A 21,082-nucleotide genomic window follows, 5' to 3' on the forward strand; every position below is an offset into this window, starting at 1 on the left:
AAACCGTATCATGTATGATGTGCAGAAAATTCGCTCTGACTTTCCGATCCTGTCACGTCAGGTGAATGGCAAGCCGTTGACCTATCTGGACAACGGTGCGTCTGCTCAAAAGCCTCAGGTCGTCATCGATGCGGTGACCCGTGCCTATTCCGAAGAGTATTCGAATGTTCACCGTGGATTGCACTATCTGTCCAATCTGTCGACCGAGAAATACGAAGCTGTCCGCGGCATCATCGCCCGTTTTCTGGGGGCATCGAACGAGGATGAGATCGTTCTGAATTCCGGAACGACCGAAGGGATCAATCTTGTTGCCTATGGCTGGGCCATGCCGCGCCTGGAAGCCGGGGATGAAATCGTCCTGAGCGTCATGGAGCATCACGCCAACATCGTGCCCTGGCATTTCCTGCGGGAACGGCAGGGCGTTGTTCTGAAGTGGGTGGATGTGGACGCTGACGGGGGGCTGGATCCGCAGGCGGTAATCGATGCGATCGGCCCGAAAACCAAACTTGTGGCCGTGACGCAATGTTCCAATGTTCTGGGTACCGTCGTGGATGTCAAAGCCATCACCGAAGGTGCACATGCCAGGGGCGTCCCGGTGCTGGTTGATGGCAGTCAGGGCGCGGTGCATATGCCGGTGAACGTGCAGGACATCGGTTGCGACTTTTACGCCATTACCGGCCACAAGCTGTATGGCCCGTCGGGGTCGGGTGCGATCTACATCAAGTCCGAACGCATGGCCGAGATGCGCCCCTTTGTCGGTGGCGGTGACATGATCAAAGAGGTCAGCAAGGATCAGGTGATCTACAACGACCCGCCAATGAAGTTCGAGGCCGGAACACCCGGCATTGTCCAAACAATTGGCCTGGGCGTTGCGCTGGAATACATGATGGATTTGGGAATGGACAACATTGCCGCCCATGAATCCGACCTGCGGGACTATGCGATGCAGCGCCTGAACGGTCTCAACTGGCTTCAGGTTCAGGGCACGCGGCCAGACAAGGCAGCCATCTTCAGCTTTACGCTGGACGGGGCCGGCCATGCCCATGATGTATCCACGATATTGGACAAAAAGGGGGTTGCCGTCCGCGCCGGGCATCACTGTGCGGGCCCGCTTATGGATCACCTGGGCGTCACGGCGACCTGCCGTGCCAGCTTTGGTCTATATAACACGACGGATGAGGTCGACACACTGATCGAAGCGCTTGAATTGGCGCATGATCTTTTCGCCTGATTTTGGTTTCAAAGAGGGTGCAACAATCACGATTTTCAGTTGCACCCGGATTGGAACAAGGTTAGCTAACGGCCAAGGCACCTGTAGCTCAGCTGGATAGAGCGCTGCCCTCCGAAGGCAGAGGCCAGAGGTTCGAATCCTCTCAGGTGCGCCACCATCGCCATATTTCTAAGGCTTTTTGGCAAAACAGGAACTTCTGCGCCGAATTGGCAGAAGTTCGCGGGCCACATGGCCGTCGCTAATGAAGGACAAGCGTCCTGCGCTGGTCCGAGGATATGCGCAGCATAGCGTTATTCAACATCTACCCCGGCCAAGCGCTTCTTTAGCTTTGACGTTTTCGGTTTCCAGCGCCCGAAGCTTCTTTGCTTCCGACAATTTCAACCCACGTCTGCTATTGAAACTACGAAAGGTGCCCTGGCTGATCCCTTCTCGGGATATTTTCAATGCGAATACCCTTTCGGGCCATGGATAGTGTCTGCAAGCCTCCGTTCTTCGCCCGCTTGCCACCACCCTATTAATCCTGACAATCATTTTGAGGCTTAACCCCTCAAGCAGTGGTTTTTTTGATGTACACTTTCCGAACGAGGCTGGCGCGCGTCAGCTCAAATGGAGGAAGGAATGTGAAAGTCATCTCTTCAAATAAGAAGCTGATAATCGTTGTCGTGATTGTAGCACTATTGGGTAGCGCGATTACCGGGGTTTCAGCTTCAAGCGTTTTAGGATGGATCGTGGTCGCCGTAATTCTGGCGTTTATCCTTGGAAAGCTGACCGATGATGAAGAACCCGAAAGCGATGATGATTCAGAAAGCGACAATGCTTCCGGTTCCAGTGTTCCCACTGACGTCGGTTATGAAAAGTCTCGTGAGACCAGCAATTCCACTGCGGCGACAGCATCCAGCAATGACACCGGAGGCGGTGATGCCGGCGGCGGAGGGGGTGACGCGGGGTGTAACTGGCCGCCCCAGTCAAATCCCTGTCAACTAAGCCGAGATCGTGAAGTCGCTGTCTTAGCCGCGCCAGGTGCGGACGACACCGCAGTCCATATGCACGAAATTGGACCCGTAATATTGACCGACACCGCCGGCCCGGCATGACATAGCAGCCTTAGCCATCTGCGAGACGGAGCGGGAAGACAGGCGCAGGTCTGCCGCCTGTCCCTTCATATGAAGGGACTTCCGGGCGACGCCGCGAGAGCGGGCGCGGAGCATGGCGTTGGTCTGGGGGGAGCGATAGCCCGACAGCAACATGTAAGGTTCGTTGACATCCAGAAGGTTGTGTGATGCCGCCATGATATCAATCGTGCGTAAATCGATGGATTTTACGTGATCCGTGCGCCAATCGCGCATGAAATGGTTCACTTCTTTGACAGCGTCCTTGATATACTTACCATCGACCCAATAAATCATGTCCAACCGTTCGCCCGTGCGACCGGAATACATGCGAATGCGACGGATATCGCCGCCGCCGCGCAAAAAGCCTGCTGCTTTGGAGTAGGTGGGTGCTGCTGCGACTGCTGTTGCTGCAAACGCACCCAATAGGGCACGTCGGGTCAAACCCGAGGAACTGCTCTTGGTCATTTTGGTTCGTCCCGTACTGTTCCTGCCTGCGCACGATGTTACGCGCGCTGTTTTAATTTTTTCCCATCCCAGATGCGGAATTTATGACACAATCGGATTCGACGGCCAAGAAGTGTTTCATAGTCACCTTTTCAAGGGGGAATTTTCGGCAGATTTTTGCGCAAATGTCACAGCCGGGCGCAGAATATTTGCAGGTGTGGGCTGCGCATCACCGGGCCGATGCAAACGCGCATCAGACGACAACAGAAGCAATTCGGTAAGGAATTTGTGAATAGACAAGTCTGCGCAGTCAAACTCATAGTTGTTCGACGCACGTATCACCAACCAAGCCATTGATTCCAAGGCCATCCAATGCTTTCTGTTTTCCGAACACGTACCAGTATCCTGCTTGCCGCCTGTTTTGCGGCCACTGCCAGTATGGCAAACACCACTTCTGAACCTGCGCACAACACGGCGTTTCAGATGGCTGTTGCAGAACATACCCCACGGGAATCGCAGATCGCAGAGTTTTACCGGACAAACGGGTTTTCGCCGATTTGGGTGGGTGAATCCGATGAGCATATGCAACGCCGGGCCGCATTGATCCAGGCACTGTCACATGCGCATCTGCACGGTCTGCCGCGGGCCGATGCGACAGTTTCATCCTTGATGCAGAAAATGCAGGATGCGCGCTCGACACGCGACCTTGGCGCCGTTGAAGCGGAACTGAGCCGGGTTTTCGTAGAGTTTGCCGACGCATTGTACTCGGGTTTTCTTAGGCCCGGAAACATCGACGATGGACTTGTTCGGTCGGTGGATCGTCGCAGCGCGGCCGAGCATCTGAACGCCCTGAACACACATGGCGCCGCGTATCTTGCGCAATTGGCTCCTCAAACCCGTCAGTACCGGGCTCTGATGAAGCAGAAACTGGCGCTTCAGGCCTTGATAGAACAAGGCGGTTGGGGGGCGACTGTCCCGGAAACCAAGCTGGAATACGGGGATACCGGGCCCAATGTCGTGAAGCTTCGCAATCGGCTGGTGTTGATGGGCTACATGAAACCATCGGCCAGCCCGTCTTTCGACGCCGCGCTGCTGGAAGGGGTCAGGGCTTTTCAAATCGCGCATGGATTGGAACCCGATGGCGTTGCCGGCAAGGGCACGATTGCCGAGTTGAATCGCCCGGCCGTGGACCGGCTCAAGGCTGTTTATGTCGCTCTGGAACGGGAACGCTGGCTACCTCGGGAACGCGGCCCGCGTCATATTCTTGTCAACCAGACAGATTTTTCGGCAAAGATCGTGGATGACGGGCAAGTCACGTTTGAAACCCGTGCGGTGATCGGCAAGAACACGCATGATCGCCGCAGCCCGGAGTTCTCGGATGTGATGGAACATATGGTGATAAACCCCAGCTGGTATGTTCCGCGCTCGATCATCACCAAGGAATACCTTCCGAAGCTGAAAGCCAACCCCAACGCGGTCGGTCATATCCAGATCACGGACAGCAGGGGGCGGCAGGTCAATCGCGGGGCGGTTGATTTCAATCAGTTCACCGCGCGAAGCTTTCCTTTTGCGATGCGCCAGCCGCCCAGCAAAAGCAATGCTTTGGGGCTGGTCAAGTTCATGTTCCCCAACAAGTACAATATCTATCTGCATGATACGCCTCAGAAAAGCCTGTTCGCGCGTGAGGTGCGGGCGTTCTCGCACGGCTGCATCCGACTGGCTCAGCCTTTCGAGTTTGCTTATGCATTGCTGGCCAAACAGGAAGAGGACCCCAAAGCATTCTTTCATCGTGTTCTGAACACGGGAAAGGAAACCAAGGTTGATTTGGAACAAAAAGTTCCGGTCCACCTGATCTATAGAACGGCATATGTCGGGCCAAAAGGCGAGGTGCAGTATCGCCGCGATGTCTATGGCCGGGACCGCAAGATTTGGGAGGCCCTGCAAAAGGCAGGGGTGGCCCTGCCGGACGTTCAGAGTTAAGCACAGGGCAAATCCTGCCAAAAGGAAGCCCGAGATGCAGTTTACCATTCAGCAAATCGCCGACGCTTTGGGTGCCGAATGCCAAGGCGATGGTGGCCTGACGATCGTGCGGGCCGCCGAGCCGGGCGATGCCGGACCAACAGATCTGGCCATGGCCATGTCACCGAAATACGCCGAAGCGCTTTCGAAAGGGGACGCGCGCGCCGCCGTTCTGTGGGAAGGCGCGGATTGGCAGGCCATGGGGTTACGAGCGGCTATTTACGTGAAGCGTCCGCGCATGGCGATGGCGGGGATCACCGCAATGCTGGATCGCGGGCAAGGGATTGAACCGGGCATTCACCCTTCCGCTGTGATCGATCCAACGGCCGAAATTGGACCAGATGTGGCGATAGGACCTCTGACTGTTGTTGGTGCTCGGGCGCGAATAGGTTCGGGCTCGGTCATCGGTGCACACTGCGTGGTGGGAATGGACGCCATTCTTGGCGAACAGGCCCTGTTGCGCGAAATGGTTAGTATTGGCGCGCGCGCACAAATCGGGGATCGGTTCATCGCGCAACCCGGTGCAAGGATTGGCGGCGACGGGTTCAGTTTCGTAACGCCCGAGGTCTCTGGCGCTGAGCGCGCCCGCGAAACGTTGGGCGATCAGGGCGACGCCAAGGCCCAAAGCTGGCTTCGCATCCATTCTTTGGGCGCGGTTGAGATCGGTGACGATGTCGAGGTTGGCGCCAATTGCACTGTCGATAATGGAACCATCCGCAACACGCGGATCGGTGACGGCACCAAGCTGGATAATCTTGTCCATGTCGGGCACAACACCCGCGTCGGGCGGGATTGTCTGCTGTGCGGTCAGACGGGTGTGTCTGGCTCGGTCGAGATCGGCAACAACGTTGTTCTGGGTGGTCAGACCGGAGTGGTCGACAATATTTTCATAGGGGACGGCGTCATTTCGGGTGGGGGCACGAAGATTCTGTCAAATGTGCCCGCCGGGCGCGTCATAATGGGGTATCCGGGCATCAAAATGGAGACCCATACCGATGTCTACAAGGCGCAGCGGCGACTGCCCCGAATGGCACGCGACGTTGAGGCACTGAAAAAGGCTGTTTTCAAACAGACCCCAAGCGATTAAATCATCGTCAAACTGAAAATCAGGGGATCGACATGAGCATCAGCGACCGCGTCATCGCAATCATTGCAGAGCAGGCCGTGCTGGAGCCATCGGATGTGACGCCCGAAAGCACGCTGGAAGATCTGGGAATCGACAGCCTTGGTCTGGTCGAAAGTATTTTTGCCATCGAGGAAGAGTTCGACATTTCAATTCCGTTCAACGCCAACGAACCCGAGGCCAACGATTTTGACATATCCAATGTCGCTGCGATCATTGCCGGGATCGAAAAGCTCGTGTCGGAAAAGGTCTGACTGACGCTCATGAAACGTGTTGTCATTACCGGCGCAGGTACGATCAATTCACTGGGCCATTCGGTTCCTGACACGCTGGAAGCCATGCGCGAAGGCCGTTGCGGCATCTCGGAACTGGAATTTCGGGATGTTGATCGGTTGGCCATCAAAATCGGCGGGCAGGTTCGCGGCTTTGAGGCTGAAGGTCGGTTCAACCGTCAGCAGATGTCGTTGTATGACCGGTTCACTCAGTTCACTCTGACCGCCGCCAAAGAGGCCATCGATCAGTCCGGCATCGAGTTTCACGGAGAGTTGGCCGCAAAATCAGGTGTTGTTTTGGGGACCGCCGGCGGTGGCGTATCGACCTGGGATGACAATTATCGCTCGGTTTATGAGGACGGAAAGAACCGGGTACACCCGTTTGTTGTTCCCAAACTCATGAACAATGCGGCGGCCAGCCATGTTTCTATGGAACACAATCTCAAAGGCCCCAGCTTCACCGTGTCGACCGCCTGCGCGTCGTCGAACCATGCCATGGCACAGGCCTTTCAGATGGTCCGAAGCGGCATGGCCCCGGTCATGATCACTGGCGGATCCGAATCCATGTTGTGCTTTGGAGGCGTCAAGGCCTGGGAAGGGTTGCGCGTCATGTCCAAGGATGCGTGTCGACCGTTCAGCGCCAACCGCAACGGAATGGTACAGGGCGAAGGGGCCGGGGTCTTTGTTTTCGAGGAATACGAACACGCCCGCGCCCGTGGCGCCGAGATCATGTGCGAAGTCGTTGGTTTTGCCATGTCGTCGGATGCGGCCGATATCGTGATGCCCAGCAAGCAAGGGGCTTCAAGGGCCATGTCAGGTGCCTTGGCCGACGCCAGATTGAATGCAAGCGATGTGGGCTATATCAACGCACACGGCACCGGGACGGCCGCGAATGACAAAACCGAATGCGCCGCCGTTGCGGATGTTTTTGGGCCCCATGCTGACGACCTGATGATATCGTCGACCAAATCCATGCATGGTCACCTGATTGGTGGAACCGGTGCGGTGGAACTCTTGGCATGTATCATGGCGCTACGGGACGGTGTGATTGCACCCACCATCGGATACGAGGAACCCGATCCGGAATGCGCGCTTGATGTTGTGCCGAACGAGGCTCGGGAAGCCAAAGTTGACGTCGCGCTCAGCAATGCGTTTGCTTTCGGCGGGCTGAATGCGGTTTTGGCGTTGAAGCGGATTTGATCCGCGAAGCGCCGCCGCAGTCGGTGCGGCGGCACAATCGTAAACGCACCCTCAGTTCGCGTTGACGGTCAGAGTGTCATAGCCGGACGTAAAGCCGGACAACGACATTTCCATCTCCAGTACCTGATCAGGGAAGCGGGCCGGAACCAGCGAAAAGATCGCCTTGGTGCCAGCTTTCATTGCATCGATATCGCCTTGGCTCAGGCCCAGCTGCGCGACGCAGCCAACAGGCAGGCAATGATGATAGTTGTACAACTTGCGGGGCGCACCATCGATGGACAGGGCGAGCTGAGCTTGCAGCAGTGTTTCCAAGGGAACGATCACATTCGCCCATGCAACTGCCGCGCCGCCCTCGGGCAGTCTTCCAATCGACACCTCAGCTATCGGATCACCCTGGTTGCCCTTCAGAATCTGGACGATGGCGCACGGGTCTTCGCCTTGCTGCGCCTTGATGCAGGACAAGTCCCAGTCGCCGAACTTTTCCTTGACGAACTGTTCTCCGGGGCGCGGGCCTTCCTGACCCAAATCGAGACCGTTGTCCGGTTCGGGGGTCGTTGTGTCCTGCGCATATGCTGCGCCACATAGAAGAATTGCCGCCACTGTACTTAGCGAGAGGATTTTCTTGATCATGAATGCCTCGACTTGATGCTTGAGCTTTTTGCTTCGTTTAACACTCTTCCGAACTGGTGTCAGGCACTAACAGAACGCCATGTCTGAACGTGAACGGATTCTTGCCAGAACACCAGAAACCAACTGCCCTGAGACAGAAAAAGAGAGCTGTATAAGCCAGCTCTCTTTTCCAAAAGGTTCTCCCCGTCGGACTGGCCGACTTATTTATGCGCAAACCCTACGAAAGGGGTGCAGACGGGTCAACAGCTATCCTCAAATTTTAATATTACGGTCAGAACTTTGAAACCAAATTTGAACCTGCAAAAAAGCCGTGCCCGAAGGCACGGCCAGTCGACAGGGAGGAAGTCTGCCCCACGTGAAGGAAACAAACGCGGGGCAAATTGACTATCGCAGTCAAAGGTTAACTTTGTATGCTGGTCACGGATCGGTGAAACATAAGGCAATGTTAATGGGCAAGAATATATTTTTGGGTGGCGGAGGCGAAGGCTATGGCCAGCCGCAGGAACTGGCGCTGAAATATGCGAACCGCCATGGGCTGATTGCCGGCGCCACCGGGACCGGTAAGACCGTAACGTTGCAAATCCTCGCGGAAGGCTTTTCCCAAGCCGGAGTTCCGGTGTTTTTGTCCGATGTCAAAGGCGATCTGTCGGGCCTGGCTTTGCCCGGAAGCGACGCGCATAAACTGCATCAGGCATTTATGGATCGTGCCAAACGCATTGGGTTCGACGATTTTGCCTATTCCGCCTGCCCGGTTACGTTCTGGGATCTTTTTGGCGAACAAGGCCATCCGGTGCGGACGACGGTCACTGAAATGGGCCCTTTGCTGCTGTCCCGGTTGATGGAATTGAGCGAAGCGCAGGAAGGCATCCTGAACATCGCGTTCCGCGTGGCCGATGAAGAGGGAATGCCTCTTCTGGATCTCAAGGACCTTCAGGCGCTGCTGGTCTGGATCGGCGAGAACCGGGCCCAGCTTTCATTGCGATATGGCAATGTATCGACATCCTCGATCGGCGCGATCCAGCGGCGATTGCTGGTGTTGGAAAATCAGGGCGGAACAAAGCTGTTTGGCGAACCTGCGCTGGATCTGTCCGATCTGATGCGCACCGATGAAAACGGGCAGGGGATGGTTAACATCCTTGCTTCGGACAAACTGATGGCCGCGCCACGGCTGTATGCGACATTCCTGCTGTGGCTGCTGAGCGAGTTGTTCGAGGAGCTTCCCGAAGTCGGTGATCCTGACAAACCCAAGCTGGTGTTCTTCTTCGACGAGGCCCATCTGTTGTTTGACGGTGCTCCGAAAGTGTTGGTGGACAAGGTCGAACAGGTTGCCCGCCTGATCCGATCCAAAGGGGTGGGGGTTTACTTCATCACCCAAAATCCGGCTGATATACCCGAGGATATTCTGGGCCAGTTGGGCAATCGCGTTCAGCACGCATTGCGGGCCTTTACGGCGCGTGACCGAAAGAACCTGCGCCTGGCGGCGGAAACCTATCGCGAAAACCCCGCCTTCAACACCGAAACCGCAATCCGTGAGGTGGGCGTTGGCGAGGCTGTCACGTCGATGCTTCAGAAAAAAGGCGTTCCCGGAATCGTCGAGCGCACATTGATTCGTCCGCCGGGATCCCAGTTGGGGCCCATTTCTGATGCCCAGCGGCGGGCCATTCTCGATGCCTCGCCGATGGCGTCTAAATATGACAATGGAATTGATCGAAAATCGGCCTTTGAAATCCTTCAGGCTCGGGCTGAGGCCGCCGCTAAGGCCGCTGAACAGGCAGAGGCCGATGAAGTTCTGGAGGCACAATCACCGATGGAACGAGAGTATTCTTCGGCCCGCAGATATTCGGGAACCCGGGTCGGCAGATCCTCTTCTCGGGTGCAACGGAGCAAAGACACGTTTGCATCTGCGATGACCGACGCGGTTATCAAAGAACTTAAAGGAACGACCGGACGCCGGATCGTTCGCGGTATTCTGGGTGGATTGTTCCGCAACAGATGACGAAACGGCGCCCATCACGGGCGCCGCATTGCTTACTTCAGACGACGCTGGCCTTCCTGACGGCAGTAGGCGTCAGCCTCCGGCACGGACATTTTCGAAGCCGGGAAGTCAATCGCCCGGTCCCAGGTCACCCGGTCGTGACGATATAGCTGACAGGTTACGACACCTTTGGGCGTTTGAACCTTGACGGGAGTTGTTTCAAGTTCTTCCGGAGTGGGAATGCAGGCGGTTGTTACGATGGCAACAACCGGAAACAGAAGTAGTGTCTTGAACCGTGGTGCTTTCATTTTTGACTCTTTTCAAAACGTGTAAATGATCGTTACAGATCGGCGAAGACGGATGTGAGTGCCGACGACATACCGCAAAAAGAAAACACTGCGGTGGGTCCGTTTATTCAGAAAATCGTTAAGAATCAAGAAACCGTGCCGAATAAGAGGCACGGTTTCGCATATTGAAGGGGGATGTGATCTATTTTTCCGGGATCAGCCCTCTTGGGCTGAATCTGAGAACAATCAACAGGATCAGACCCATCGTGAACAGGCGCATATGTGCGGCGCTGTCCAGCAGGTGGGCTTTCAATGCACTTCCGTCCGGCAAGCCGGCGGTAATGACATTCATCAGCCACAAGCCGATCGGTTCAACCTGAACCCACAGGAACCAGATCAGGAATGCGCCCAGAACGGCCCCGAAGTTGTTGCCCGAACCACCCACGATCACCATCACCCAGACCAGAAAGGTAAAGCGCAGCGGTTGATACGCGCTTGGCGTCAACTGGCCGTCCAGCGTTGTCATCATCGCACCCGCGATACCGCAAACGGCCGAACCCAGTACGAATATTTGCAGATGACGACGGGTGACATCCTTGCCCATGGCCTCAGCCGCCACTTCATTGTCACGGATTGCGCGCATCATCCGGCCCCACGGGCTTTTCAGCGCCATCTGTGCCATCCAGAGCAGAACCAGAAGCACTATCATGAACAGCAGCGAATAACCGAGTTTGACCGAAAGGGTGGACGCGGTGACGGGATCCAATCCCAACCATTCAGCCCGCGCCAGAAAGGCCGGGTCGTTCTGCAAATCCACTTCGTAGCCCACAACAGGGGACGGGCGTGGGATGCCGTAGACGTTCTTGACGCCCCGGGCCAGCCAGTCTTCGTTTTTCATGACTGCAATGATGATTTCGGCGATACCCAATGTGGCAATCGCCAGATAATCCGAACGAAGGCCCAGCGCCGTTTTACCGATCAGCCACGCAGCACCTGCCGCCAGCAAACCGCCCGCCGGCCAGGCCAGCAGAACGGGTAGGTTAAGACCTCCGATATTGCCGGAAATCGCCGGGTCGATGGCCTCGACCGCCGCAATGCTGGGATCGAACACCGCGCGATAGACAAAAAAGCCCACGACAAGAACGGCGATGATCGTCAGGGTTTGCACACGGCCCTTCGGCAGCTTTGTTGCCACCAGAACGGCGGCAACCACTGTCGCGGCGCCCAGCAGCAAAGACAGAACGATGCCATAACCTCCGGCGGCCCAAGCACCGGGCGTGGGCGGCGTTGAAACCAGTACGACGGCCAGACCGCCCAGTGCGACAAAGCCCATCACGCCCACATTGAACAGACCGGCAAAACCCCATTGCAGGTTTACTCCGATCGCCATGATGGCGGAAATCAGCCCCATATTCAGAATCAGGATCGCGGTGTTCCAGCTTTGCGTGAAACCGGTCAACAGGATCAGGCCGCCGACGATTACGAACAGCAGCGTGTTTTTGACAGAGTCGGTCATACGGCCTTTCCCTTGAAAAGTCCCGTGGGCTTGAACAGAAGCACGATCAGCAGGATGACAAAGCTGACCGCGAACTTGTAATCGGTCGAGAGGAGCTGGACCAAACCTGACGGCGCCAGACTTTCAGGAGACACATAGGTCAGCACCTTCTTCCAGGCGTATGTTATCGTCACTTCGGAAAACGCGATGATAAACCCGCCTGCGATGGCGCCCAGAGGATTGCCTAAACCACCCACGATGGCCGAGGCAAAGATCGGCAGCAGAAGCTGGAAGTAGACGAAGGGTTTGAAGCTTTTGTCCAGCCCGTAAAGAACGCCAGCAGTTGTGGCCAGCGCCGCAACGATGATCCATGTGATCATCACCACACGTTCCGGGTTAATGCCTGACAGCAGCGCCAGATCCTCATTGTCCGAATAGGCCCGCATCGACTTGCCCGTGCGCGTCTTGTTCAGAAACCAGAACAGCAGCGCCACGGCAACAACGGCCACGATCACCGTGATACCTTGCGACGTCTTGATGGCCAGACCCTCACGCAGACCGGTCATCGCCTTGAAATCGCGTGCCGAAACAATGAACCGAGCCCCATCCGAGAACCGTTGGTCATCCGGCCCGATGATAAACCGGACAAGGCCGTTCATGATGAACATCACGCCCATGGAGACGATCACCAGAATAACGGGCTTTGCCTTTTGTTCACGGTAGAATTTGTAGACCAGCCTGTCGGTGATCAGCACCAGCACGATACAGCCCAGGATGGCAAAGGGCAGGGCAAGCAGGGCGGTTGGCAACGGTCCAAAGCTGATTCCGGCGGCCTGCAACCCCCATGTGACCAGTACAGCGACCATCGCGCCAAAGGCCATGGTGTCACCATGGGCAAAGTTCGAAAACCGCAGGATGCCGTAGATCAGGGTCACGCCAAGCGCGCCCAATGCCAGTTGGCTGCCATAAGCGACCGCTGGAACCAACACAAAATTCGCAAGCGCAACAAGCGCGTTGAGTAGATCCATTATTTCTTCTCACTGTCCGGGTGCGGCTTTATGGCACGACGCCGACGAAAGACACAACAATTTGGAACATGATTTTTAGGGCTTTATGCATGTTTTTATGCCGCTTGGCAGGCTTCGGACACGCTGGCAGAGGCCCCTTGGTTCTTCCCCAAAGAAAAAGACCGCGCCTCAATGAGGGGCGCGGTCCGAAATCATGAAAGATCGCGGGTCTAGGCACCGGTTTCCGTGCATTGGCCGCGATCATTTTGCAGAACCGGGCGGCGGATGGACAGGTTGTAGGACAGATCCGGGCTTTTGACGAAGAACGTCATGACATGCTGCTCGGTCGTCAGGATGAACGTCAAGTTGTTCAGCCCCGGAAACACCTGCGCATCCCCGGTCGTGTCACCGAATTTGACCGATCCCTTTTGCGCACCTTCGAACCGTGTCAGCCGATACTCGGTTCCATCAATTTCCGATGTACACACAAATTCGCGCTGCTGAGCGACGGCGCCGGTTGCCAGTTGTGCGGCCAGGGCGGCGATCATCCATTTTTTCATTTTGACGTCCAATTCTTGTGTCCCCAACCGGGGCGCGTTTCGGGGATTGGTTTAGGTGTTCGGGCGCAGCGATATTTTTGAAATTGGGCCTGATTAAAGCAGCAGATTGGCATTCGGCGCGTTTTCAAAGTCTTTTTTCCGCAACGGCCCGCAAGAGATTAATTGATATTTTTCAGATGCCTAATACAGGCTCTCATGTCCTGAGCCTCGGTTTGAAGCACCGGTTGCCATGTTCTGGCCTTCAATTTTGCGCATTGCGATCAAGCAAATGGACCAGCCGAGAATCTCGACTGGCCCCACATGAAAATCTGCCATTGAAAAGCGCCGATCAGCCGCCCAAAAACGACTTTCGCACCTCGGGGTCGGCCAGCAGTTCCTTGCCCGTTCCGGTATAGGCGTTGCGCCCCTGAACCAGAACGTATCCCTTGTCGGCAATCTCCAAGGCCTGGCGGGCGTTTTGCTCGACCATCAGGATCGGCAGGCCGGTGCGGGACACTTCGATGATCCGGTCGAACAACTCATCCATCACGATCGGCGAAACACCTGCCGTAGGCTCGTCGAGCATCAGCACCTTGGGCTGGGTCATCAGGGCGCGGCCCACGGCAACCTGTTGGCGTTGTCCGCCCGACAGCTCTCCGGCGGCCTGATTGCGCTTGTCGCGGAGGATGGGGAACAGGTCATAGACCTGCTCCATCGTCTGGCTGATGTCGTCGCGACGGATGAAGGCGCCCATTTCCAAGTTTTCCTCCACCGTCATCGAGGTAAAGATGTTCTGTGTCTGCGGCACAAAGCCCATGCCACGCATAACCCGATCCTGCGGGGTGAGGTTTGTAATATCCTCGCCATCCAGACGCACAGACCCTGAACGGACATCCAGCATCCCGAACACGGCTTTCATCGCCGTAGACTTTCCCGCACCGTTGGGGCCGACGATGACTGCGATTTCACCCTTGTCCACCGCGATGGTGCAATCATGCAGGATGTCGGGCCCTTTGCCGTAGCCACCCGTCATGGTGTCGCCGATCAGAAACGGGCCGCCCCCGACCTTATGCGTCGCACCACTTTTGCGATGGGCCGGCGTCATGGTGCCGACACCGTGCGGATTGGTGATCGAGGCGTCCTTGTTGCCCTTGTCATCCTGATAGGGGTTGTCGCTCACGCGCCTGCCTCCAGTTTGTCTTTGTTCTTCAGGCCGGTGCCCAGATAGGCTTCGATCACGTGCTCGTTCGCCTTGATCTCGTCCAGGGTACCCTCAGCCAGAACCTTGCCTTCAGCCATGCAAATAACCGGATCACAGATTTTGCCGATGAAATCCATGTCATGTTCGATGACGACGAAGGTATAGCCGCGTTCCTTGTTCAGGCGCAGGATCGTGTCAGCAATGGTCATCAACAGGGTGCGGTTCACACCCGCGCCGACCTCGTCCAGAAACACGATCTTGGCGTCCACCATCATCGTGCGGCCCAGCTCCAGCAGCTTTTTCTGACCACCCGAGACCTGACCCGCTTTGTGATCGGCCAGATGTTCGATGGTCAGAAACTCCAGCACCTCATCGGCCTTGGCCTTCAGCGCGCGTTCTTCATCAGCGATGCGCTTGCGGGCAAACCACGTGTTCCACAGCGACTCGCCTGATTGCGCGCCGGGCACCATCATCAGGTTTTCACGGCAGGTCATCGACGGGAATTCATGTGCAATCTGAAACGTGCGCAACAGACCCTTGTGGAACAATTCATGCGGGGGCAGACCGGTGATATCTTCGCCATCCATCACCACCTTGCCGCTGGTCGGCGGCAGAACACCTGCGATCACATTGAACAGAGTGGTTTTTCCTGCCCCGTTGGGCCCGATCAGGCCGGTGATCGACCCTTTCTGGATTTCCAGCGATGCCCCGTCCACCGCATGAAATCCGCCGAAATGCTTGTGCACGTCCTCGACGACGATCATCTTTTCCCCTTGCCGCCTGTTCGGCGCTGTTGTCTCGACCCCGTTTGCCGGGTGCGGTCTTTTTTCATTGAAACAGCCCGGACACAAGGCCCGGGCTGCTTGCATTCATAGCCTTTGGCGATCAATCAACGGAAGTTGACGGTCTTGTTTTCACCGTCGGTCACTTCGATCTCACGATAGGACCCCGCGCTTTCGCCGGGGCCGATCAGCTCAACACCGGACGCACCGACATAGTCGATGTCCTGACCGTTTGCCAGCAATTCCAGACCCTTGGCCAGTTCGCCGGGATAGATCTTTTCGCCCGGAGCGTTGGCGACGTCCATGATCTTGGCGCCATAGTCGGCCGGATTGGTCGATCCGGCAGCCTGCATGGCCAGCATGAACAAAGCCGCAGCGTCATAGGATTCGGGCGAATAGGGCGACGAACCGTCGAACCCTGCCGCTTCGGCCATGGCAAAATACTTCTCGGCGCCTTCACCGCCCGAACCGGCGATCTGACCGAACGAACCGTTCAGGTCGGGGCCGACATTGGCCGGCAGCGAGTCACCGATCATGCCGCCGGGCAGGCCAAAGGTGTCAAACGCACCGCTGTCCAGCGCCGACTGAATGATGCCCAGACCGCCCTGATCCAGATAGCCCGCAACGACCAGAATGTCGCCACCGGCCGAGGCCAGAGCACCAACTTCGGCCGAATAGTCGGCCTTGCCATCCTCATGCGCTGCAACGATGGTCACTTCACCACCCGCTGCTTCGAAAGAGGTTTGGATCGCGTCCGCCAGACCCTTGCCGTAGTCGTTGTTGGTATAGGTCAGAGCGATCGAGTTGATGCCGCGATCCTTCAGGATATCCGCCATCACCTGGCCTTCGCGCGCATCTGACGGCGCGGTGCGGAAGAACAGGCCGTTGTCTTCCATGGTCGACAGGCCCGGCGAGGTCGCCGAGGGTGAGATCATGACCATGCCATTCGGAATCGCGACGTTCTGAAGGATCGCACCGGTCACGCCCGAGCAATCGCCGCCTATGATTCCGGCAACACCGTCCGCAATCATGCGTTCGCCGTTCGAAGTGGCCAAACCGTTATCAATGCAGCCGGTGTCGGCGCGCGATGCGGTCACTTTGGATCCATCCAGCAGTTTTCCGGATTCGGTGACTTCCGCCATCGCCAATTCAGCGCCCGAACCCATTGCAGGTGCCAGCGATTCAATTGGACCGGTGAATCCGAACAAAACACCAAGCGTGATGTCCTCGGCCAGCGCAGGTCCGGCCAGCAAAGCGGATGCTGCAGTTGCTGTAAGCAGCTTTTTCATATGGTTACTCCCTATTGTGAACGTATTCGTTCTGGCCACGAACCTAGGCAAGCTGCCCGGAAAAGAAAAGTCCTAACGCAATCGTGCTTTTATCGATCGGAAATCTATCTGTTTTGTTAGGGTTTGCCCAAGATTGTCCGGAGAGGGGTCAACATGCGCAGAGCTGCCGCGATTCTGTTCTTCACTTTTTGCACTCAAAGCGCCTTTGCACAGGCGGTGTCGACCTCGGTCGGGAAAATTGAACTCACCGAAATGGCAGGCGGGCTGGATACGCCCTGGGCCGTCGGCATCCTGCCTGACGGCAGTTTTCTTGTCACCGAACGGGACGGAAACCTGCTGTATGTTCAGGACGGAGAGGCGAAAGCCATATCCGGCGTTCCCAAGGTTGCAGCTTCGGGGCAGGGCGGATTGCTGGACATCACGATCCCGCGCGATTTCAATCAAAGCCGCGAGGTCTTTCTGACCTTTTCAAAACCGCAAAAGGGTGGCGCAGGCACGGCTGTCACCGTCGCGCGCCTGTCTAAGAACGGCACGCGTCTGACGAATCTGCGGGTCATTTTCGAGGCTTCCCCCGGCGGATCAGGCGGGCGGCATTTCGGCTCGCGCGTTGTAGAAGCCAATGACGGCACGCTTTTTGTAACCATCGGAGATCGAGGGGATGCGCCACAGGCGCAGGATCGCTCGAACGCCATAGGGTCCGTGATCCGTATCAACCGCGACGGCTCGGTGCCGTCGGACAATCCTTTCATCGGGCAGGCAGATATCCGACCTGAAATCTGGACCTATGGGCACCGCAACCCACAGGGGGCCGATCTGGATGCGCGCGGCCGATTGTGGGTGTCGGAACACGGGGCGCGCGGCGGCGACGAGGTGAACCTTGTCAAACCCGGCGCCAATTACGGCTGGCCGGTCATCTCGTACGGCACGCATTATTCCGGAGAGAAGATCGGCGAGGGCACCAGCAAGCCCGGTATGGAACAGCCGCGCCTGTACTGGGACCCGTCGATCGCGCCGTCGGGGTTGATGGTCTATTCCGGCGATATGTTTCCTGAATGGCGGGGCGACATTTTCGTGGGCTCGCTGAAATTCGACTATATCGCGCGGCTGTCTGGAGATCCGCTGCGCGAGGTCGAGCAGATCAAGGGCCCCGAGACCGAACGGGTCCGTGACATAGTGCAGGCCCCGGATGGGGCGATCTGGTTCATTTCAGTAGGGCAGGGCGCGGTTTACAGGATGTCTGTCAAACAGTGACATACGAAGCATGCCAGCAGACTTTACAATTCCATTTGCGCGTTTCCATCGTCGCAGTCACTCTGTCCAACAGGTTACACGGTTAAGGGGATACCAATGAGTGATTTCGACATTGAATTGAGCACAAGTATCCCGCCAAGAACCGAGCTGAATATTATTTTGGAGCAATATTATGCTCTTATCGCTCAAAGAATGCAGGGTATGGGGTTCGAATTGGATCCTTCCGCACCGCAAAGCGCACTTGAGGAATTCTGGGCGAACACGGATGACTACATGCCTCCGAACGGATGCCTAATCGTCGCAAGAAACCGAGGTGGCAAAATCGTGGGGTGTGGAATGATGAAACGGTTTGATCAGTCTACCGGCGAGTTGAAACGTGTATTTGTAACCGAAGACGCTCGGGGTACCGGAGTCGGGCGCGCATTGATTCAAGCACGAGAACAAGCCGCCAGAGCTATGGGGCTGAAGCGGTTGATCGCAGATACACTCACCCCAAATGTGGAAATGCGGTCTTTGTATCCCAAGCTCGGGTTTGTGGAACTGGACTCTCCGATCAAGACAACAACCTACAAAGATCAGCCCATGCTCCGACCGCACTTGCACTATTTCGTCAAAGAGCTTTGACGCTGAACCTTAGACTGAAAGTCTTCCACTTTGCGCACCACGTTCGCGATAGGGCGTGGTGTTGTAATGCGCCCGGTAGCATTTCGAGAAATGGCTGGGCGAGGCGAACCCACAGGCCAGCGCCACGTTGATGACGCTCATATCGGTCTGCATCAGCAGGTTGCGGGCCTTGTGCAGGCGCAGTTCCATGTAATAGCGCTTGGGGGAACGGCTGAGATACCGGCGGAACAGACGCTCCAGCTGGCGGGTTGACATACCCACGTCCTTGGCAAGGATCGAGGGCGAGATCGGCTCTTCGATGTTTTTCTCCATCATCAGGATAACCTGGCTCAACTTCGGATGCCGCACACCGATTCGGGTCGGAGTTGACAGGCGCTGCGTGTCCTGGTCGGTTCGAATCGAGGAATAGATCATCTGATCCGCCACCGCGTTGGCCAGATCCTCGCCATAGTCATCTGCAATCAGTTTTAGCATCAGGTCAATCGACGAGGTGCCGCCCGCAGTCGTCATGCGACTGCCATCGATCTGAAAGACGGCTTTGGTCAGCTCGACCTCATCGAATTCCTCGATGAAACTGTCAGAGTTCTCCCAATGGATCGTTGCCTTCTTGTTGTCCAGCAACCCGGCCTTTGCCAGAGTATAGGCCGCAGTGCAGAGGCCACCGATCCGCAATCCCCTTCGGGCTTCGCGCCGCAGCCAGTTCAGCACGCGCTTGCTGGTGGCCGCCTGAACGTCCACACCACCGCAGATCAAAACGACGTCGTCGCGCTGTAGCTCTACCAGATCACTGTCCAGCTTGAACTCGGTCCCGGCCGAGCAGGTTACCGTTTCCCCGCCTTCTCCCATCAGCTTCCAGGTGTAAAGCTGTCTGTTCGCCATGCGGTTGGCGATGCGCAGACTGTCAAGCGCCGAAGCAAAGGACAGAAGCGAGAATTTGTCCAGAAGGACAAACACGAAATTCCGGGGTGGGGCCGCAGTGTCTTCCACCGTGACAACTTGGCGTTGCTCTTGCATGGCGAGATGTCCTTGCTTCGCTGCTGGTCAGTTTATTATCCAGCGGCAGATTTGACAGCCACCATGATCAAAGCTTGTTTACGTCGTCAAGAGGCGCAAATGGGATATGGTCACTCTTCATTGCATTTTGTATAGAGACCACCTGAAAACTTCAGCGGAGACCAAAGCTATGACCGAATGGCAAAAATCGAACTGGCGCAACAAGCCCCGGGTTCAGATGCCAGATTATACCGACGCGGCCGCGCTGGCCAAGGTCGAGGCTCAGCTTTCAAAGTATCCCCCGCTGGTCTTTGCCGGCGAGGCGCGGCGTCTCAAACAGCATCTGGGTGCCGCCGGTCGCGGCGAGGCCTTCCTTCTGCAAGGCGGGGATTGCGCTGAAAGCTTTGAACAATTCAGCGCTGATGCGATCCGTGACACGTTCAAGGTGATGCTGCAAATGGCGATGGTTCTGACTTATGGCGCCAAGGTGCCGGTGGTCAAAGTCGGTCGTATGGCCGGACAATTTGCCAAGCCACGCAGTGCCCCGACCGAAGTTGTGGATGGTGTGGAACTGCCCAGCTACCGCGGCGACATCATCAACGAATTGGCCTTCACACCCGAAGCCAGGATTCCGAATCCCAACAAGATGTTGCAGGCCTATACGCAAGCGGCGGCGACATTGAACTTGCTGCGCGCATTCTCGACCGGTGGATTCGCGGATATGAGCCGCGTTCATGCCTGGACTTTGGGTTTCGCGGATGAACAGGACGTTCAGAAATATTCCGAGGTTGCCGATCGCATTCAGGACACCATCGACTTCATGGAAGCCGCTGGAATCACTGCGGAAACAACCCATGAATTCTCGACCGTCGAATTCTACACCAGCCACGAAGGGCTGCTGCTTGAATACGAAGAGGCACTAACGCGTCTGGATTCCACCTCGGGCAACTGGCTGGCTGGCTCTGGTCACATGATCTGGATCGGCGACCGCACCCGTCAGCCCGACGGCGCGCATGTCGAGTTCTGCCGCGGGGTTCTGAATCCGATCGGTCTGAAATGCGGCCCGACCACCACGGCCGAGGACCTCAAAGTTCTGATGTCCAAGCTGAACCCCGACAACGAAGAGGGGCGTCTGACCCTGATCGCGCGCTTCGGTGCGGGCAAGGCGGGCGAGCATCTGCCGCGTCTGATCAAGGCGGTCAAGGAAGAGGGTGCCAAGGTCACTTGGGTCTGCGACCCGATGCACGGAAACACGATCAAATCGGCCACGGGCTATAAAACCCGCCCGTTCGATTCTGTTCTGCGCGAGGTGCGTGACTTTTTCGGAGTGCATCAGGCCGAGGGAACCATCCCCGGTGGCGTGCATTTCGAAATGACCGGGCTGGATGTGACCGAATGCACCGGCGGTGTACGTGCCGTGACCGAAGAGGACCTGTCGGACCGCTACCACACCGCTTGCGATCCGCGCTTGAACGCGTCGCAGTCGCTGGAACTTGCGTTCCTGGTGGCGGAAGAGTTGACCAACCTGCGCCGCAACGGTTCGAAACGCGCGGTAAGCTGAGCGCATCTGTAACACTGACAACAGCGGGCCATCGGCCCGCTGTTTCT

Annotated in this window: 20 protein-coding genes and 1 tRNA gene; 10 read left to right on the forward strand and 11 right to left on the reverse strand. The window is 56.8% G+C overall.

Going from position 1 to position 21,082, the window contains the following annotated elements:
- The first annotated feature begins 10 nt into the window (after window positions 1-10).
- Both ACR0A2_RS03145 and ACR0A2_RS03150 read left to right on the forward strand, forming a co-directional pair.
- Entirely contained in the window at window positions 11-1,231 is a 1,221-nt protein-coding gene (locus ACR0A2_RS03145) for a cysteine desulfurase (protein ID WP_480834030.1), read from the forward strand.
- Window positions 1,232-1,308: 77 nt separating this feature from the next.
- Window positions 1,309-1,385: transfer RNA gene (locus ACR0A2_RS03150), tRNA-Arg, on the forward strand.
- A gap of 393 nt (window positions 1,386-1,778) precedes the next feature.
- On the opposite strand, the gene ACR0A2_RS03155 is transcribed toward ACR0A2_RS03150, so the two are convergent.
- Window positions 1,779-2,069: a hypothetical protein gene (locus ACR0A2_RS03155; protein WP_480834031.1), complete on the reverse strand. Its 291-nt coding sequence runs from the start codon at window positions 2,067-2,069 to the stop codon at window positions 1,779-1,781.
- 169 nt (window positions 2,070-2,238) lie between these two features.
- On the reverse strand, window positions 2,239-2,808 hold the full coding sequence (mepK, locus tag ACR0A2_RS03160) for a peptidoglycan L,D-endopeptidase MepK (RefSeq protein WP_152458006.1): 570 nt from the start codon (window positions 2,806-2,808) through the stop codon (window positions 2,239-2,241).
- A 351-nt stretch (window positions 2,809-3,159) separates the two neighbouring features.
- Here mepK and ACR0A2_RS03165 point away from each other — a divergent pair, with 351 nt between their 5' ends.
- Genes ACR0A2_RS03165 through ACR0A2_RS03180 form a run of 4 tightly spaced genes read left to right on the forward strand, consistent with a single transcriptional unit; the run spans window position 3,160 to window position 7,401 of the window.
- On the forward strand, window positions 3,160-4,767 hold the full coding sequence (locus ACR0A2_RS03165; protein WP_480834032.1) for a L,D-transpeptidase family protein: 1,608 nt from the start codon (window positions 3,160-3,162) through the stop codon (window positions 4,765-4,767).
- A 34-nt stretch (window positions 4,768-4,801) separates the two neighbouring features.
- Window positions 4,802-5,893: a UDP-3-O-(3-hydroxymyristoyl)glucosamine N-acyltransferase gene (lpxD, locus tag ACR0A2_RS03170; RefSeq protein ID WP_480834033.1), complete on the forward strand. Its 1,092-nt coding sequence runs from the start codon at window positions 4,802-4,804 to the stop codon at window positions 5,891-5,893.
- 32 nt (window positions 5,894-5,925) lie between these two features.
- On the forward strand, window positions 5,926-6,183 hold the full coding sequence (locus ACR0A2_RS03175) for an acyl carrier protein (RefSeq protein ID WP_152458003.1): 258 nt from the start codon (window positions 5,926-5,928) through the stop codon (window positions 6,181-6,183).
- A 9-nt stretch (window positions 6,184-6,192) separates the two neighbouring features.
- Window positions 6,193-7,401 carry a beta-ketoacyl-[acyl-carrier-protein] synthase family protein gene (locus tag ACR0A2_RS03180; RefSeq protein WP_171231625.1) on the forward strand — a complete coding sequence of 403 codons (1,209 nt, stop codon included), beginning with the start codon at window positions 6,193-6,195 and terminating at the stop codon, window positions 7,399-7,401.
- Window positions 7,402-7,452: 51 nt separating this feature from the next.
- On the opposite strand, the gene ACR0A2_RS03185 is transcribed toward ACR0A2_RS03180, so the two are convergent.
- Window positions 7,453-8,031, reverse strand: coding sequence for an invasion associated locus B family protein (locus tag ACR0A2_RS03185; protein WP_480834034.1), 579 nt, complete (start codon window positions 8,029-8,031; stop codon window positions 7,453-7,455).
- Between the two features lie 448 nt (window positions 8,032-8,479).
- Between ACR0A2_RS03185 and ACR0A2_RS03190 the strand changes: the two genes are divergently transcribed.
- A complete protein-coding gene (locus ACR0A2_RS03190; RefSeq protein ID WP_480834035.1) occupies window positions 8,480-10,027 on the forward strand; it encodes a helicase HerA-like domain-containing protein in 1,548 nt (515 codons plus the stop codon).
- Between the two features lie 32 nt (window positions 10,028-10,059).
- On the opposite strand, the gene ACR0A2_RS03195 is transcribed toward ACR0A2_RS03190, so the two are convergent.
- The 7 genes from ACR0A2_RS03195 to ACR0A2_RS03225 all read right to left on the reverse strand — a co-directional run bounded on the left by ACR0A2_RS03195 (window position 10,060) and on the right by ACR0A2_RS03225 (window position 16,606).
- A complete protein-coding gene (locus ACR0A2_RS03195) occupies window positions 10,060-10,314 on the reverse strand; it encodes a hypothetical protein (RefSeq protein WP_171115893.1) in 255 nt (84 codons plus the stop codon).
- Between the two features lie 181 nt (window positions 10,315-10,495).
- The gene (locus ACR0A2_RS03200; protein ID WP_480834036.1) at window positions 10,496-11,809 is read right to left on the reverse strand and encodes a branched-chain amino acid ABC transporter permease; all 1,314 of its coding nucleotides are present in this window, start codon (window positions 11,807-11,809) and stop codon (window positions 10,496-10,498) included.
- A complete protein-coding gene (locus tag ACR0A2_RS03205; RefSeq protein WP_152457997.1) occupies window positions 11,806-12,816 on the reverse strand; it encodes a branched-chain amino acid ABC transporter permease in 1,011 nt (336 codons plus the stop codon). Before ACR0A2_RS03205 ends, ACR0A2_RS03200 begins: the two co-directional genes overlap by 4 nt.
- A gap of 209 nt (window positions 12,817-13,025) precedes the next feature.
- A complete protein-coding gene (locus tag ACR0A2_RS03210) occupies window positions 13,026-13,355 on the reverse strand; it encodes a hypothetical protein (protein WP_171115897.1) in 330 nt (109 codons plus the stop codon).
- Between the two features lie 328 nt (window positions 13,356-13,683).
- On the reverse strand, window positions 13,684-14,514 hold the full coding sequence (locus tag ACR0A2_RS03215; protein ID WP_152457995.1) for an ABC transporter ATP-binding protein: 831 nt from the start codon (window positions 14,512-14,514) through the stop codon (window positions 13,684-13,686).
- The gene (locus ACR0A2_RS03220) at window positions 14,511-15,299 is read right to left on the reverse strand and encodes an ABC transporter ATP-binding protein (RefSeq protein ID WP_480834037.1); all 789 of its coding nucleotides are present in this window, start codon (window positions 15,297-15,299) and stop codon (window positions 14,511-14,513) included. The genes ACR0A2_RS03215 and ACR0A2_RS03220 overlap by 4 nt, the downstream gene beginning before the upstream one ends.
- A gap of 125 nt (window positions 15,300-15,424) precedes the next feature.
- Complete coding sequence (locus ACR0A2_RS03225; RefSeq protein WP_224855817.1) at window positions 15,425-16,606, reverse strand: ABC transporter substrate-binding protein; 1,182 nt, start codon at window positions 16,604-16,606, stop codon at window positions 15,425-15,427.
- Window positions 16,607-16,759: 153 nt separating this feature from the next.
- Between ACR0A2_RS03225 and ACR0A2_RS03230 the strand changes: the two genes are divergently transcribed.
- Entirely contained in the window at window positions 16,760-17,857 is a 1,098-nt protein-coding gene (locus ACR0A2_RS03230) for a PQQ-dependent sugar dehydrogenase (protein ID WP_480445137.1), read from the forward strand.
- A gap of 96 nt (window positions 17,858-17,953) precedes the next feature.
- A complete protein-coding gene (locus ACR0A2_RS03235; RefSeq protein WP_480834038.1) occupies window positions 17,954-18,481 on the forward strand; it encodes a GNAT family N-acetyltransferase in 528 nt (175 codons plus the stop codon).
- A gap of 9 nt (window positions 18,482-18,490) precedes the next feature.
- Here the strand turns inward: ACR0A2_RS03235 and ACR0A2_RS03240 are convergent, their stop codons facing one another.
- Complete coding sequence (locus ACR0A2_RS03240) at window positions 18,491-19,495, reverse strand: GlxA family transcriptional regulator (RefSeq protein WP_171168156.1); 1,005 nt, start codon at window positions 19,493-19,495, stop codon at window positions 18,491-18,493.
- 169 nt (window positions 19,496-19,664) lie between these two features.
- Here ACR0A2_RS03240 and ACR0A2_RS03245 point away from each other — a divergent pair, with 169 nt between their 5' ends.
- Complete coding sequence (locus tag ACR0A2_RS03245) at window positions 19,665-21,035, forward strand: class II 3-deoxy-7-phosphoheptulonate synthase (protein ID WP_152457989.1); 1,371 nt, start codon at window positions 19,665-19,667, stop codon at window positions 21,033-21,035.
- The last annotated feature ends 47 nt before the right edge of the window (window positions 21,036-21,082 follow it).

Source organism: Ruegeria sp. H8 (assembly GCF_056532905.1).

Coding starts and splice junctions, on each gene's coding strand:
- ACR0A2_RS03220 (WP_480834037.1), bottom strand. CDS start 15,299: ATGATCGTCGTCGAGGACGTGCACAAGCATTTCGGCGGATTTCATGCG.
- ACR0A2_RS03145 (WP_480834030.1), top strand. CDS start 11: ATGTATGATGTGCAGAAAATTCGCTCTGACTTTCCGATCCTGTCACGT.
- ACR0A2_RS03240 (WP_171168156.1), bottom strand. CDS start 19,495: ATGCAAGAGCAACGCCAAGTTGTCACGGTGGAAGACACTGCGGCCCCA.
- ACR0A2_RS03185 (WP_480834034.1), bottom strand. CDS start 8,031: ATGATCAAGAAAATCCTCTCGCTAAGTACAGTGGCGGCAATTCTTCTA.
- lpxD (WP_480834033.1), top strand. CDS start 4,802: ATGCAGTTTACCATTCAGCAAATCGCCGACGCTTTGGGTGCCGAATGC.
- ACR0A2_RS03175 (WP_152458003.1), top strand. CDS start 5,926: ATGAGCATCAGCGACCGCGTCATCGCAATCATTGCAGAGCAGGCCGTG.
- ACR0A2_RS03210 (WP_171115897.1), bottom strand. CDS start 13,355: ATGAAAAAATGGATGATCGCCGCCCTGGCCGCACAACTGGCAACCGGC.
- ACR0A2_RS03225 (WP_224855817.1), bottom strand. CDS start 16,606: ATGAAAAAGCTGCTTACAGCAACTGCAGCATCCGCTTTGCTGGCCGGA.
- ACR0A2_RS03245 (WP_152457989.1), top strand. CDS start 19,665: ATGACCGAATGGCAAAAATCGAACTGGCGCAACAAGCCCCGGGTTCAG.
- ACR0A2_RS03165 (WP_480834032.1), top strand. CDS start 3,160: ATGCTTTCTGTTTTCCGAACACGTACCAGTATCCTGCTTGCCGCCTGT.
- ACR0A2_RS03200 (WP_480834036.1), bottom strand. CDS start 11,809: ATGACCGACTCTGTCAAAAACACGCTGCTGTTCGTAATCGTCGGCGGC.
- ACR0A2_RS03205 (WP_152457997.1), bottom strand. CDS start 12,816: ATGGATCTACTCAACGCGCTTGTTGCGCTTGCGAATTTTGTGTTGGTT.
- ACR0A2_RS03180 (WP_171231625.1), top strand. CDS start 6,193: ATGAAACGTGTTGTCATTACCGGCGCAGGTACGATCAATTCACTGGGC.
- ACR0A2_RS03230 (WP_480445137.1), top strand. CDS start 16,760: ATGCGCAGAGCTGCCGCGATTCTGTTCTTCACTTTTTGCACTCAAAGC.
- ACR0A2_RS03190 (WP_480834035.1), top strand. CDS start 8,480: ATGGGCAAGAATATATTTTTGGGTGGCGGAGGCGAAGGCTATGGCCAG.
- ACR0A2_RS03195 (WP_171115893.1), bottom strand. CDS start 10,314: ATGAAAGCACCACGGTTCAAGACACTACTTCTGTTTCCGGTTGTTGCC.
- mepK (WP_152458006.1), bottom strand. CDS start 2,808: ATGACCAAGAGCAGTTCCTCGGGTTTGACCCGACGTGCCCTATTGGGT.
- ACR0A2_RS03235 (WP_480834038.1), top strand. CDS start 17,954: ATGAGTGATTTCGACATTGAATTGAGCACAAGTATCCCGCCAAGAACC.